This window comes from Terrisphaera buseokensis (assembly GCF_047521145.2).
Lineage (GTDB): Bacteria > Verrucomicrobiota > Verrucomicrobiia > Opitutales > Opitutaceae > ER46.
The window spans coordinates 4,725,370-4,740,100 of sequence record NZ_CM134186.1; the positions used below are offsets into that span (position 1 = coordinate 4,725,370).

9 protein-coding genes are annotated in these 14,731 nt (G+C 62.7%); 4 read left to right on the top strand and 5 right to left on the bottom strand.

Going from position 1 to position 14,731, the window contains the following annotated elements:
- Positions 1–2: 2 nt before the first annotated feature.
- Positions 3–200, bottom strand: a complete 198-nt coding sequence (locus ACLJEU_RS17795; protein WP_414660164.1) for a ribbon-helix-helix protein, CopG family — start codon at positions 198–200, stop codon at positions 3–5.
- Positions 201–458: 258 nt separating this feature from the next.
- A complete protein-coding gene (locus tag ACLJEU_RS17800) occupies positions 459–632 on the bottom strand; it encodes a hypothetical protein (RefSeq protein ID WP_414660163.1) in 174 nt (57 codons plus the stop codon).
- A gap of 200 nt (positions 633–832) precedes the next feature.
- Here ACLJEU_RS17800 and ACLJEU_RS17805 point away from each other — a divergent pair, with 200 nt between their 5' ends.
- From ACLJEU_RS17805 to ACLJEU_RS17820, 4 genes are all read left to right on the top strand, one after another.
- The gene (locus ACLJEU_RS17805; RefSeq protein ID WP_414660162.1) at positions 833–2,011 is read left to right on the top strand and encodes a WD40/YVTN/BNR-like repeat-containing protein; all 1,179 of its coding nucleotides are present in this window, start codon (positions 833–835) and stop codon (positions 2,009–2,011) included.
- Positions 2,004–2,645: a hypothetical protein gene (locus ACLJEU_RS17810; RefSeq protein WP_414660161.1), complete on the top strand. Its 642-nt coding sequence runs from the start codon at positions 2,004–2,006 to the stop codon at positions 2,643–2,645. The genes ACLJEU_RS17805 and ACLJEU_RS17810 overlap by 8 nt, the downstream gene beginning before the upstream one ends.
- 481 nt (positions 2,646–3,126) lie before the next feature.
- A complete protein-coding gene (locus ACLJEU_RS17815) occupies positions 3,127–6,216 on the top strand; it encodes a TonB-dependent receptor plug domain-containing protein (protein ID WP_414660160.1) in 3,090 nt (1,029 codons plus the stop codon).
- 684 nt (positions 6,217–6,900) lie between these two features.
- Positions 6,901–9,336, top strand: a complete 2,436-nt coding sequence (locus ACLJEU_RS17820) for a M12 family metallopeptidase (RefSeq protein WP_414660159.1) — start codon at positions 6,901–6,903, stop codon at positions 9,334–9,336.
- Positions 9,337–10,257: 921 nt separating this feature from the next.
- On the opposite strand, the gene ACLJEU_RS17825 is transcribed toward ACLJEU_RS17820, so the two are convergent.
- From ACLJEU_RS17825 to ACLJEU_RS17835, 3 genes are all read right to left on the bottom strand, one after another.
- The gene (locus tag ACLJEU_RS17825) at positions 10,258–12,291 is read right to left on the bottom strand and encodes a hypothetical protein (RefSeq protein WP_414660158.1); all 2,034 of its coding nucleotides are present in this window, start codon (positions 12,289–12,291) and stop codon (positions 10,258–10,260) included.
- A 555-nt stretch (positions 12,292–12,846) separates the two neighbouring features.
- Positions 12,847–13,566 (bottom strand): hypothetical protein, encoded by a 720-nt coding sequence (locus ACLJEU_RS17830; RefSeq protein WP_414660157.1) that lies wholly within the window; start codon positions 13,564–13,566, stop codon positions 12,847–12,849.
- Positions 13,563–14,708: a hypothetical protein gene (locus ACLJEU_RS17835; protein ID WP_414660156.1), complete on the bottom strand. Its 1,146-nt coding sequence runs from the start codon at positions 14,706–14,708 to the stop codon at positions 13,563–13,565. Before ACLJEU_RS17835 ends, ACLJEU_RS17830 begins: the two co-directional genes overlap by 4 nt.
- Between the last annotated feature and the right edge of the window lie 23 nt (positions 14,709–14,731).

Consider the following 14,731-nt stretch of genomic DNA (forward strand, 5'->3'; position numbering starts at 1 on the left):
GTTCAGCGCTGATGGAACAAGGGCTGGTCACTTTTCACAAGTTCCTCGGCTGCTTTCTTGATTACCCAATTTCGCGAGCGGGAATCGCGATCTGCGATATGGTCCACTTCATCGCACAACGCCTTTGGCAAACTTACGCTGAAGCGAACCACATTCGCTTCCTCGCTGTGTGCGCGCGCTTTACGTGATTTGCGGGCCATGATGGTGCATCGTGGTGCATGATGGTGCGTCAATGCAAGAGTTTATCCGGTGAGACTAGTTTCATGGGTGAATCAAACGGGGTCTGCCTGTTACACGTTAGCGAGTCGACTTGACCGCGACGCGCGCGGCGTTGGGTGAACCCACGGCCAGCAACCGCGCAATCCAAGCATAGGGGCGCCGCTCCGTCTCCGCACCGCGAGCGCGATTTCAACCTTCCAGCGTGCGCCTTTGGCCTCTCGGGCCACGTCGACGCCTTCTTAGCGGTGACGTCGCAGTTCTTCGTCGAGGAACGCCGTCCCGCGCGCCGCTTTCAAAGCGCGCGTCTCGTCTCGCTGAAGATCGAGTTCGAGCGCCAGATAGCTATAGGTTTGGGCAAGCGCCTGCTTCCATCCAGACGTGCCCATCGCCCAGGTGCGGGTCAGTTCATCCAAGCCTCGGGCTTGTACCCCGTGCGGATTACAGGACCCGATCCGCTCGATAACAGCTCCAGCTGGGCGCAGACCTCTCCAGCCCAATTCCGTAGCCAGCCCGCCGCCGAATGCCACTCGGATCGCGGGCCGTCCGTACACCGGTTGAGGCGACTCCAGCGGAAGTCGGCGCCACTCGCACCGGTCTCATCGAAAGCTTCCCCATGCGCACGTTTCATCTATCCCTCTGCTTTATGTTCGGCCGTTTCCCGTTCGCGTGCACGCTCGCTGCGCTGTCGTTCACGGTCCTGGGACGCGCCGAGTTTTCGTTCACCACGCGAAATTTCCGTCCGGGAGGAGGAGAGTTGCGTGGCATGGTCGGAGCCAACAATCGGCTGGTGGCCGTCGGCAACTTCGGCCGCACGCTGACATCGACCGACGGACAGACGTGGATCGCAGCAACGCCCGTTACCACCGACAACCTCAACGGCATTGCCTTTGGCTCCGGCACGTACGTGGCGGTGGGCGACTCGGGTCGCGTCGTGGTTTCTGCAGATGGCGAACGTTGGAGCACTTCGGCCGTAAGCGATGGCCTGCGGCTGAACGCCGTCACTCACGGCAACGGAGTTTTTGTCGCCGTGGGAGACGCCGGACGCATTTTTACCTCTGAGGACGGCCGTGTCTGGGTCAGGCGCGCCGTCGAGCTCGTCAACCCCAGCCCTCTCCGAGGCATTGGATTCGAACCGGCCGTCGGTTTCGTCGCCGGCGGGGATTTCATCAGCGGCGCAAGGTCGAATGACGCGTTCAATTGGGTCCGTGGCCTCCCCGTCTCGAGGGCGTTCACCGGATCGTTTCAGGCCGCGGTGGGAAACCGCGCACTTGGCCAGGTCGCGGCGCTGACTGACGACGGCTCGCTCCACCGCGCCACCTCCTTCGACGTCATGTCCGCTGCGGGCGAATTCCAGCCCGCCTTCTTTTACACCGAAAGTGTCGCACCCCGGCCCGGTGCGCGATTCCGCGGCCTCATCGCAGGCGGTCGAGGTCTCCTGGCGGTCGGCGACGGTGGTTTGATCTGTAGCATCGCAGAATTTTTGACGCAGCCGTGGCCCGTCGTCAGCAGCGGCACGACTTCAGACCTGCTCGCAGGAACCTTCCACAACGGCACGTTCTACGTCGTCGGCGGAAACGAAGTAATCCTGCAATCCGCCCCCCCTGGTGGAAGGCCGACTGATGAACATCTCCACGCGTGGCTTCGTGGCCGGGCAGGAGCGCCTCATGGTTTCGGGGCTCGTCGTATCGGGGACTGCTCCGAAACAAGTCCTCCTCCGAGCAGCCGGACCGTCATTGGCAGACTTGGGTGTAACCACCTCTCCCTTCGCACAACCGCAAATCACCGTGTTTGACGCCAGTGGCGCAATCATAGCCACCGCGGCGGCGTGGAGCGGGTCGCCGGACGCCAGCGCGCTGCGTGAGGCGGGCAGCCGAGTAGGAGCCTTTCCGTTTAAGGAAGGCAGCGCAGATTCCGCGCTCCTTCGCACTTTGGGTCCGGGGAATTACACCGTTCAAGTGTCGGGCCGGCTGGCTTCAGCTGGCGTGGTTCTGATCGAGGCGTACGATCTCGATGCCGTTACGGGCGGGTCGCGACTGGTCAACCTTTCCACCCGGGGCACGGTGGGTACGGGGGAGAACATCATGATTGCCGGATTCAGTGTGGGAGGAGATACACCGATCAAGCTGCTGATCCGAGCCGTGGGCCCGAGTCTGGCACGCTTCGGGGTCACCGACCCGATTGCATTGCCGACGATGGGGCTCAGCAACAGCACGAGTGGCCCGATCTACCCTGGTGGATCCTGGTCGACATCAAACCACGCCGAACTACGGGCCGCAGCCGTTCGCGCCGGCGCTTTTCCCTTGGATGAGGGTAGCCGTGACTCTGCCTGGATCCGAACCGTTCCCCCTGGAAACTGGTTCGTCCAAGTTTTCGGTTATGAGAGCAGTCAAGGCGCCGGGTTGGTGGAGGTCTACGAAGTGCCATGAGGACCGGCCAGGCGGCCGAGGTCGGTTTCGATAAGGGCCGGTCGGACGGAGTCTGGCTGCCCCCGTACGATCGCTACACCTGAGTTAGGTGGGCAAAATCGCGGGGGGGCTTCCAACGCCGTTTCCGGAACACGGGAGCAGGATGCTCCCGCTACTATCACTAATCCCATCACGTGCAAAGTAGTGGGAGCTTCCAGCTCCCTCTCCGAACCGCTGGAGCAGGTTGCTCCCGCTACTCCGCCGGTTCGCGGCGAATCAGACGGGCTCTGCTTGTTCCCTACGCGTAACAGGTAACAGGCAGACCCCGTTCGACGGCCTGCCAAATCTGGTTGCACCACGATGAGGGCGGCGCTACCAGACAGAGCATTGGCGTCCCCCCTCGCCGATGCTTCACCGTCCACCCCACGCGTGGCGGTGCCCTCTCGCTCACAGCAGGCCCCTGCTGTGATCTCAACGTCTCACTCTGAACCCTACACCAGACATGAGCTCCAAGCGCCCCATTCGTCTCATGATCGCGTGCCTCACCGGATTATCTCTGGCGAAGACGATGCCAGCACAAGCCGTCGGCACTCCTCCGGCGCCGCCCGCGACGGCTCCGGCCGTGCCCAAGCCCAGTGAAGTGGTCGAGTTGAGCCCCTTCACGGTGCAGACGGATCGCGATCTCGGTTATCAGGCGGAAAGCACGCTCGCGGGCAGCCGGCTCAACACGCAACTGCGGGACACCGCGAGCTCGGTCTCCGTGTTCACCCAGGAGTTTCTCACCGACACGGGCATCACTGATCTCAGCGAACTCCTCCGCTACACCGTCAATGCGGAGATGAATACGAACGAAAATCAATCGGTCTCGGAGCAGAACCCGGTCGTCAATGCGCAGAGCCTGACGCCGTCCATTCTCAATCGGGGACTGACCGCGAGTCTCGGACTGGACTATTTCACCAGTATTATTCCGACCGACCCTTATCGGGCGGGACGGATCGAGGATAGTCGCGGACCGAACAGCATTCTGTTCGGCGTCGGTGCGCCCGGCGGCCTGATCAACCAGTCGTCCCGGATTGCCGAGTTTACGCGCGACACGGCGCAACTCCGGTACAGCTATGGATCGTGGGACCGCAACCGCTCTGAAATCTACGCCAACAAAATCCTCATCAAGGACAAGCTCGCGATATCCATTGCAGCCCTCGACCAGGAAAACGGCGGCTGGCGTGACTGGGAGTTCAACGACAAGGAGCGGATCTTCGCGTCGGTGTCGGTACGGCCGCATCGACGGCTGACCTTGACGGCGATGGGCGAGATCGGGCGGGACATCAACGCGGTGATCCGTTCGACGGTGGATTCGGATGCAGCACTGGCGTGGTACGATAACCGGGAGGCGCGCGGCGTGACGGCGGTGACCTTCGCGCCGAACAACACCTTGCCGACAGCCGCCATGCAGGCGTTGGGCGTAACCACGCGGGAGGTGGCGGCGACGGGCCAGAACCGCCGGGCGATCTTCATCGAAAACGACGGCACGGTGTTTGACGCGCGGGGTACGTTTCTCACCGGGAGCTATAACAATGCGGCGGTGCGTGCGCCCGACGGCACTCCGGGGATCACGACCGGAGTTCTGCGCGTCAACGACGAACGGATTTTTCCGCGTCACATCAATGCCGCCGGTCCCGGAATGACGCGCGAGCAGAGCTTGCGGAACATGACCCTGTCCGCCGACTGGCAGGTCACGCGCAACTTCACGTTGAACCTCGCCCACAATTATCAGCGAACGAAGGCGAAAGTGACCCTGATGGTGGGCACGGATCCGACCCTTCGCGGCGATGCGAATCGCACCCTCGGGGTGAACGGCCCGGTGAATCGGTATGCAGGCCGGCTCTATTTTGACGGCAACTGGCGGGAGGACGTGCACGAAGGCGAAGTGACCGAGACGCGACTCTCGGCCTCCTATGCGTTCGACACGAAATCGAAATGGTTCGGACGCCACCGGGTGGCAGCCATGCTCTCGACCCAGGACCAGTTCGATGTGCGGGCGAACTCGTGGCTCGCTTTTGCGGGGCGGCCCTACAACGCGGTGCCGAACAATCCGAACAACCGGATCACCGTGCGGAATTATATTACGGAGGGCAACTACGGTACCTATCGAGTGGGCGATCACCGTCGTTTGCCGCGGACGGTGACGTTTGACGGTCGGGAATATGGGCTCGTCTTCGCCAACGAAGTGGCGGGCGCCAACAACAGCGGGGGCGAACAGGAGGCGAAGTCCGCCCTGGGCGTGATCCAGAGTTTCTTTGCCGACAACACACTCGTCACTACCATTGGCTATCGGCAGGACGAGGTCGATGTGATCGAGCTTGGCTACTACGATGATCCCTTGAAGGGCGACATCGTGGATCGCGACCGCAGCAAATCGCAGACAACGAGCGCAACCGGCTATACGGGCACGGCCGGGTTGGTTTATCATCTGCGGCCATGGGTTTCGCTCGTGGCGAACTATTCGACGAATCAAGGCGTGCCTTCGTTCGTGCGGAAAACGTTTCCCAATGGCTCGCTCGCGGCGCCCTCGAAGGGCACAGGGTCGGACTATGGACTCAGTTTCGATCTCTTCAACGGACGGGTGAATGCCAAGGTGGTTTATTTTACTTCGGTCGAGAAAGGGAAGATCACCACGACCGGTTTCGGCGGTGCGGCCGGGCGCAACACCCGCGTGTCAGACGCGCTGGCGAGCGCGCTGGTGGGCGCAGGTCGGCCTTATTCCGCGGCGGAATGGGAACCGATCCGAGCCGCGCTGAATCCACCGGCGACGGCCGCATCGTCGGACTACGAATCGGACGGATACGAAGCGCGGGTGACGGCCAACCTGACTCGCAACTGGCGACTGGTCGCAAATTATTCCTATACCGACACCCTGCGGACGAAGGTGGCCGATGAGATTGCGGATTGGTACGGGATGAAGCGGGACGGCAACCGTCTGGTTCAGGGCGTGAGTCAGAACGCGAGCGGCCAATTTGTGGTCAATGCGTCGGCGTACGCGGCGAATGGGACCATCGCGAAATGGCTGGAACTGGCGGCAAAGCACCCGGAGGCCAATGTGGGCACGCTCACGGCTTCGAACGGCCTGACGGTCGCGGAAGAAATTTTCGACGCGGTGGACGTCATCAACGATGCGAAGGAGGTGAACGAGCAACGCTGGGGCGTACGGCCGCACAAGATCAGCCTCTATACCGCTTACGACTTCAAGGAAGGACGCCTGCGCGGATTCACCACGGGCGGCGGCTGGCGCTGGCGGAGCGCGAATATCATCGGCCGTAATTCGTCGGGTGGGGAGCGGACCGGCAAGGCGCTCGTCGCGACCGATCTGATGATCGGTTACACCACGAAGCTTCCCCGGATTCCCGGTCGCTTCCGTTTCCAGATCAATGTGTACAATGTACTCGACGACACGGACATCATTCCGGTGCGAATCGCGTCGTCGGCGGCGACTCCCGACGGCTTCCAGGTACCCGGCGGCCGCGGGCTCGGGTACAGCCGGTACGACCTCGTCGTGCCACGCGAGTGGCGTTTCACGACCACGTATTCGTTTTAAGCGAGCCGGTCTGATGCAGCCGGTCGGACGGAGGGGGCGTCCAACGCCGTTTCTGGAAAACGGCAGCAAGATGCTCCCGCTACTACCGCTGATCCCATCACGTGCAAAGTAGAGGGAGCTTCCAGCTCCCTCTCCGAACCGATGGAGCAGCGCCCATCCGAGAGGGTCTGGTCTCAACGTTTTCAATCGACCTGCTCTCGGCCTGCTCGGCGAGGGAGGATTGATGCTGGCAACCTCATCGCCGCGCTCGATGGCCCGGATGGTCGGGCCCGTCGGCATCTCACGGTCCACCCACGGAAAAAATTGAAACCTGACCCCGTCTGGCCGCTCCGGGATTAAAACGACCGGCGCCGGACCAGACCCCTCCTTGCTGCGCACGGGAGCAGGATGCTCCCGCTACTACCGCTGATCCCATCACGTGCAAAGGAGTGGGAGCTTCCAGCTCCCTCTCCGAACCGATGGAGCAGGATGCTCCAGCTACTCCGCCGGTGCTTGGCACGGTGTGGGGCGAATCAGATGGCTTGTCGTTGGCGTCAGGGTGAAACCAGCCTTGCGCGTGGTGGTGAGCGATTGTAAAGCCGGTCTGGTCCTCGCGCCTCCAGCACCGCGCGCCACGAGTCGTCACCTTTCGCCGCAAGGTTTTCCAGCATGCCTACGTTTTGCCCTCCCCGTTCCGCCCGGCTCATGGCTGCGGGCTCGATTTTCGTCCTTAGCATGGCGGTGTCGACGTTGGTTGCCGCCGATACGTCGCTGAGTGAGTTGGTCCGACGCTTCACCGAAAAGCGCAGTGGCCAACCGACCGCGCCGCCCACTCCACCGGCCACGACGCCAACTCCCGCGCCAATCGCGCCGCCCACGGCGGCGCCGGCCGGCGAATCGCCGCTCGCGCCGGCACCGACCACCGTTGCTCCGATCGCGGCTTCACGTGGACTCGAGGCCTCTTCGCCTAAGCCGGGCGCGCGCAAGCCGTCACCGCCGCTCGCCAGCCTGCCGCCGCCCAAGGCAGGGGGCGCGCGCCGCATTCTCCTCGTCGACGACGACTGGGACGGCAACATCGTCGGCGCGCAGCCCTCCGGCTCAGATAAGATTTTCCGCGCGCTCGTCGCGGCAGCAGTCGAGGGCGATGCGGCGGCGTGGTCCACCGAGATGGTTGAGACCTATAAACATGGCCCCGCATTTGAGCGGCTCCGCGATTTCAACGTGATCATCTGGTACACGGGCGGCTCTTATGGCGGTGGGTACGATGGACGTTCGACGCTCAGCGTGGAAGACGAGAAGGTCGCGCGGCGTTATCTACAGGAAGTCGGCGGAGCGTTTATTCTCATCTCGCCTGGATTCATGACGACGCGGACCTACGCCACGACCTGGACCGAATCCGATAATCCGTTTCTGAACGAGGTGATGGGCGTGAATGGCATTGCGAGCCTGGCGAAACGCTTTGAGGCAGGCACCGTGCGGGGCGCTGATGGAACCAACTTTGCCGTCGAGGGCAAAGGCGTCATCGAAACCCAATTCAGCGCGATCAATCCGGACGGCGCCGCCGTGGTATTTACCTCCACGCTCGACCCAAGGAAAACAAGGGAGGGGCCCGTGCCGATCGCGTCGGCCCATCCCTTCGGCGGCGGCCGTTTCGTGTATGTGGGGTTCAGCTTTGAGAACATCGTCGAGGCTGAGCGGGCGAAAGCGTTCAACCTCCTGCTGGACGCGGCCACCGGTCCCCGCATTGCTCCTGCTCCCGCCACGACGCGAGGTGTTCCGATTGTGTCTCGGACCGACGCAGCGCGGCACCGCACCGTGGAGATTCCCCCCGCGCCACCCCATCCGACTGTGGCCAATGCGGAGAGTTCTCAACCGGTGACGCCACCGCTCGTTGTCCTCACCCCACCCGTCCGGCCGGTCCGACCGCCGTTGACGGGAACCCAAAACCCCACGTCGCGGACTCTTCCCCTGAGTCTATGTCTCGATCAACCGCCGGCCACGGGAGCTTTGCCGCCAAGGGATTATTCGGCGATCCAGCCACCCGTCCGAATCAACCGCGACGGCTCCCTTCCAACCGCCCAAACGGTCCGCCAGCCTTTGGCGGGCGAAACGAGCAAAATGTGGAATCCCGGCCAGACCATTAACGTCTACATGTACCCGCTCACCTCGGCCTCCTTATCGGCTTTGATATTGGAGAAACTGAAATTTTATGCCCGGCAGTGGGAGGCGGTCGCCAACATCACTTTCAAGTTCGTGAACACTCCGGCTGAGGGATCAATCAGGATATACTTTGGCGCCGATGGACGAAATTGGTCCCTCGTCGGACGCGATGCACTTTTCGCTTCGGCGAATGAATACACCATGTATTTTGGATCGTTTACCAATCTCACGAGTGAAGTTGAATTCAAAAGCATCATCCTGCACGAATTCGGGCATGTGCTGGGTTTTATTCATGAACACCAGTCGCCCAGCGCGGGTATACAATGGGACAAGGAAAAAGTTTATGCCATTTTGGGCGCTCCACCCACCTCCTGGCCGAGGGAACGAGTAGACCTTAATCTCTTTGAAAAATATTCCGCCAGTACCACCAATTTTTCCCAGTACGATCCGACCTCAATCATGCATTACTGGATTGATCCTGAGTTCACCCTGGATGGATTTTCCGTTCCGATAAATATAGATCTCTCCCCAACCGACATTGCCTTCGTCAAACAAGTCTATCCGTTTCCCCCGCAGCTGGCTGAAAATTCCGGAACGCTGCAGACCGGCGATGATTGTGACCTCGTGGATTTCGTGGTCGAATACAACGTCGTGCCTGCCGACAACATTGAGTTCTCCCTGGAACTCGGTAACAACGGCAGTCAAGCGGTGACCTGGTGGAAACAGATCACGATTCCCCTGAAGAATAATGGGAAAAAGGATCTATGGGTCCAAAACCATTCCCTGATCGCGGCGGAGAACGTCACGCGGGCCTCAGCCCAAATCGCTGTCACTGACCTCGACCCCACGAAGCGCATCGCCTTCGCGAAGGCCAAATTCCTCGGCGTGCACACCCCGCTCTCCTACAGTTGGGACATCGTGCGTGCGCTACCGGGCGGGTGCCGCGTCCGGCTAACGTGGCGAAACGACCGCTGTCCCTAAACGTCCAGGCAGCAACATTCAATCGGCCCACGCTGAAGACCTCAGGGCCGATCCGAGAGGGTCAGGTCTCAACGTTTCAATCGACCTGCCCTCGGCGTGCTCGGCGAGAGAGGATTGATGCTGGCAAGCTCATCGCCGCGCTCGATGGCCCGGATCGTCGGGCCAGTCGGCATCTCACCGTCAATCCACTGAAAAAATTGAGACCTGACCCCGTCTGGCCGCTTCGACCGGTACACCGGCATGCGAACGGCGGTCAGAACACGGGAGCAGGATGCTCCCGCTACTACCGCTGATCCCATCACGTGCAAAGTAGAGGGAGCTTCCAGCTCCCTCTCCGAACCGTTGGAGCAGAATGCGCCGCTACTCCGACGGTTCGCGCCCACCCGAGAGGGTCAGGTCTCAACGTTTTCAATCCACCTGCCCTCGGCCTGCGCAGCGAGGAAGGGTTGATGCTGACAAGCTCATCGCCGCGCTCGATGGCCCGGAGTGTCGGGCCCGTCGGCATCTCACCGTCCACCCACTGAAAAATTGAGACCTGACTCCGTCTGGCCGCTTCGCCCGGTACACCGGCATGCGAACGGCGATCAGAACACGGGAGCAGGATGCTCCCGCTACTACCGCTGATCCCATCACGTGCAAAGTAGAGGGAGCTTCCAGCTCCCTCTCCGAACCGTTGGAGCAGGATGCGCCGCTACTCCGCCGGTTCGCGCCCACCCGGGAGGGTCAGGTCTAAACGTTTTCAATCCACCTGCCCTCGGCCTGCGCAGCGAGGAAGGATTGATGCTGACAAGCTCATCGCCGCGCTCGATTGCCCGGAGTGTCGGGCCAGTCGGCATCTCACCGTCCACCCACTGAAAAAATGGAAACCTGACCTCGTCCGGCCGCTCCCGTCTGGCCGCTCTGCCGATCACGCCGCAGCGATCACGGCGCCGACGGTTTCGGCAGCTGCCAGTTCTCGTCGAAAAGTCCGCCCTGCACCAAGTCAGGCAGCGCCGCGCCCGCGTTCACTTTGGCGATCGCGTAATCGCCCCACATCGGGGTGCCGTAATCGCCGTTATAACCGCGGTCGTCGATCGTGAGTCCCGTGTTGATCACCACGTACTTCGTCGGATGGAGCGGATTGGGATAGATGAGCGCCGGAAAATTTTCCGCCGCCGCATAGGTTCGCCCGCCGAGCGTCACCGCTGCTTTCGTCCAGGTAAACGGCAGCTGCCCGTTCAGCTTTGCTATCCAGCGATTGCTTCCCGGATCACCGAAGAGCACCACGTGATACCGGGCAAAATCCGCGGCCTTGACGTCGGTATCGTTTTTCACGAACGGATGGCCGCGGAAGAATCGGCCCCACAGGCGGTCAAAGCGGGCCAGCGTGCGCAGCGCCTGTTGATTCACCGCCTCATTCCACGGCTGCCCCGTCGGACGCACCAGCAGAAAGGGATCGAGAAACGCATCGTCGATCGGTCCCTGCAGCGCGTGAGTCTTCCGCAAGCCCCAGCCGGCGTTACGGTCTGCCATCATCCAGGCGTTGCCCCGGCGCTCCAACGTGATTTCAGGTGCCCCGCTCGTTTTGAGCGTTTCGCCGTCGATCCTGATTTCGCGGGCCCGGGTCGTTTCGCGCAGCGCGAGCCGCGTGACATTGCCGGTTTTGATTTCAAGCGTGCGCCCGTCCGCGGTGCGCCGCGCGTCCACCTCCGCCCGCTCGTAATGACGGCCCATGCCCTCAACCGAGATCCAATAACTCCGATGGTAGCGCGTCGTGTAGGTGACGAACCGAACATGGTCCGGCGAGCTTTGGCCTTTGTCGCCGTGTTCCTTGAGAAACGCATCGAGTCGCTGCCGCACCAACGGGCTGGTGCCATGTCCTGTATCCTTGGATACCATCCACAGCCCCGGCGCGCCTTGGGAGCGCAGATGGTCCGGTTCGCCGACGGAGGGAAATCCCTCGCGTTCCAGCTGAGCCCGCGCGCGCAGCGACGACTCCAGCTGGCCAGGATCGTTTTCGCCATCATGCCCGGCGAGCGGCAGATTGTGGATGTTGAGCGCCCACTCGGAAATGTTCTCCCAGATTCGCAGGGTCGAGCGCTGGAAGGGCAGGAGATCCGGGCGCTGCTCCGCCGTGCGTGACACGGTCCCCGCCCCGATTTCCGCCGCAGCGAAACGATCCGGGTGATGCAGCGAAATGTGCCACGCCCCTTCCCCGCCCTGCGAGAACCCGCGGAGAATGATGCGTTGATCGTCGATGTTGAAACGCTTTTTGACTGCGGCGATCGACTCAAAGACATCCTTCTCTCCGGCCCAGTGCCAGCCCGCCCCATTGATGCGCCCGAAGCAGTCGAGTTGGATTTGGCCGTGATCGGCCACGGGAGGATTGCTCGGCTTGCGGTTGAGGAAGCCGTAAATGAATTCGGTCTCCACCATGGTGTTCGAACGCCCATGCAGCCAGACATAGAGACGCGTCGGCCGGGAGGGATCGTAGTTGTCCGGCAGGGTCACGCCGTACGGCAGAACGGCGCCATCGATTTCCGAGGTGTACGCATGGATTCGTTTTTTCCCCTGACTCCATTGGGGCGAACCGGACAGCAGTTGTTTCCCGCGCTCGATGCCTTGATCGAGGGTCACGAAGGCATGTTCAATTGCGACCTGGTTTCCGAACATATCCGGATACTCCAGGAGCATGCGGCCCGCGTGGGCAAAAACCTCGACGTCCGTCACGAGCTCAGGAGCGGCGTGCTTTGTTTTCAGCTCCGCCACCAACGTTGCGATCTGCTCCGTGCGGTCCTTGATCTTCGCGAGCTCCTCCGGCTTGGCGGTGATCGGGGGCGGCGTCGGGGCTTTCTTCGCCGGTCCCGTTCCCTTCGCTGCCTTCGCTGGCGCCGCCGGCGGGACAGGTGACTGCGCAAGCGCGGCTTGAACCAAGAGCAGCAACGCGAAGAACGCGGACCAGAGAGAGAGTTTCATCTGAAAAAGACCGGAATGGGGTGAAGACGCCGCCCACCAATCTCCTGTAGTGGGCGAGTGAGAGCAACGCTTACGGTGGGGGCTTCCGACGGCGTTTCCGAAACACGGGAGCAGGATGCTCCCCCTACTACCGCTGGAACACGGGAGCAGGATGCTCCCGCTACTACCGCTGATCCCATCACGTACAAAGTAGAGGGAGCTTCCAGCTCCCTCTCCGAACTCCCGCTACTCCGCCGATTCGCGGCACGGAACCGATCGCACAGGGTCGGTCCGCTGAACGCTGATTGTGGTGCCAGCGAGGGAAACGAACCGCGCAGGGCTCCGGCCACCGGTGCGGTGCTCATTAAGATTCCACGTATTTCGTTGGGCCCATCCGAGATCGTCAGGTCTAAACGTCTTCAATCGACCTGCTCCCGGCCTGCTCGGCGAGGGAGGATTGATGCTGGCAAGCTCATCGCCGCGATCGATGGCCCGGAGTGTCGGTCCAGTCGGCATCTCACCGTCCACCCACTGAAAAACTTGAAACCTGACCCCGTCTAGCCGGTTCTCGCGCGGCTACTTTCTGCGGCGGCACAGGCTCACCAGCCCGCCGACGAAGAGGATGCCACCCACGCCACTGAAGATCGGGCCGACGATTTCCAGTGCGGCGACAGATTCCCGCAAGCCCGCCCGGTAGCCGGCGGCGTCACCGCCCGCCATCGTCGCAGCCCGGATGCCCGGCGGTCGGGAGCGCGGTTCAAGCACACCGTCGATCGTCACCTGATCTCCCCGACGGAACCCCACGACATCCTGAGTGCTTGGCCCGAAGAGCATGTATTCCAGCCCCTCCGTACTGCGCCACCGGTGCGGTTCGCCCTTCATCTCATAGTCCGGATTCACGACAAGAACGCGAAGGCGGCCGTCACCCAGAGCGATCGCCGGTGCCACGATTTCCTTCGTCTCCCATTGCTCACGCCGGCGGCCCCCCTCCTCCTTCCAGCCCCGAAACTCGCGCCGGCGAAACGCGACGAAGTCGCGAAACACCTCGGGCGCATCCGCAGCGATGTGCGCCTCGAGCAACACTCTGGCGCCTTCAAGATGAGTTGGGACCTGCCCTGGGACAACGACTGAAAGCGCCTCGGCCGCGGCGGCACGCGCCCGCACGGAGGGCACGGCGACACACCAGATCAGCAGGCCGGCAACGGAGAAAACCAGCCCGAACCCGCCCACGAAGAGCGCCCCGGAGTGCCGGGAGAACCAGGAAGGATTCGGATCTTCTGCGCGCGGCGCCTTCACGGCGCGCCTCGCACCAGTTGCACCGCATCGATTTCGTTAAAGCCGGCGACGGCCTTCGCATCGAGGACGAGTTTCACGCGAGCGACCGGTTTTTCAGTCACGGGAAACTTCGCCGCGAGCGTGCCGATTTCGTTTTTCGCGTAGGCTGTTTTGTCCGGACCCGTCCAGACGATCGCAGCCTTGCCCGCTTCGTCGATCACCTCGATGCGCATGATCGCCCCGGGATTGAAATTCTGCACCACCCGCACTTCGGTCGCTCGCACCGGCTGCGCGAAGGTAAGCTCGATCCACTCCTCGCCGCCATCAGCCAGCTTCGGCGCCCAGGCCCTGGCATGGTCACCGTGGCGCGCGACGTTCGGCGCACCCGTGGCCTGCAGGGCGCTGTAGTCGGTTGACCGATACTCGGAACTCGCGCGCGCGGAGACGGCCCATTGGCCCGCAGCGGAATCGACGGACGGTTCGCGTGGCGCGACAACAGGTGAAGACGACGCTGGCACCGCCGCCGCGCGCGGAGCAGGCAACGGCGAACCGGCCAGGGCCGACTGAAGTCGACGGGCTCCCTCGTGCTGTGGTTGCCCCGCGAGCACGGCCTCGACGAGCCGCGTGGCGCGCGCCCGATCGCCAGCGTGAAACGCGACCATCGCGAGTTCGAAATGCCAGCGCGTCCGTTGAGCCGGCGTCATCACTTCGGGAGCGGGCGCAAGGGTGAAAAGGGTCTCCGCCACCGGGGATGCCGCTCCGGCCCGCTTCGCCGCACCAGCGGGCGGCACGAGGCGGGCTGAGACACGATAGATGCCGGGCGGCAAAGCCTCGGTGACGCTGGCGGACCAGCACCAGATTCCGCCAGCGGGGTGCGCCGCAGAAATATCGATTTCACGCTCCACGCGCGGGCTGCCCGACCACGCGGGTGGGCCGATGGCTTTTCCATCCTCGCGATGCAGGCGCACGCGCACGCCCGCCGTCCACGGCGCACCCGGCGGAGCGCTCAGGCGCACGGCTTCCTGGGTGCCTGCAGTGGGTGTAACGACCACGGCGATACGCACGGGATCTCCGCTGTAGAGCACGCCGTTGTCAGAACCCCGGAGGTAGACCGCGAGCTGCACCGGCGTCTCCGAGGCAGAAATGACCTGCGCCGAGCTCATGAGCCCGAGCGCAGAAAAAACGC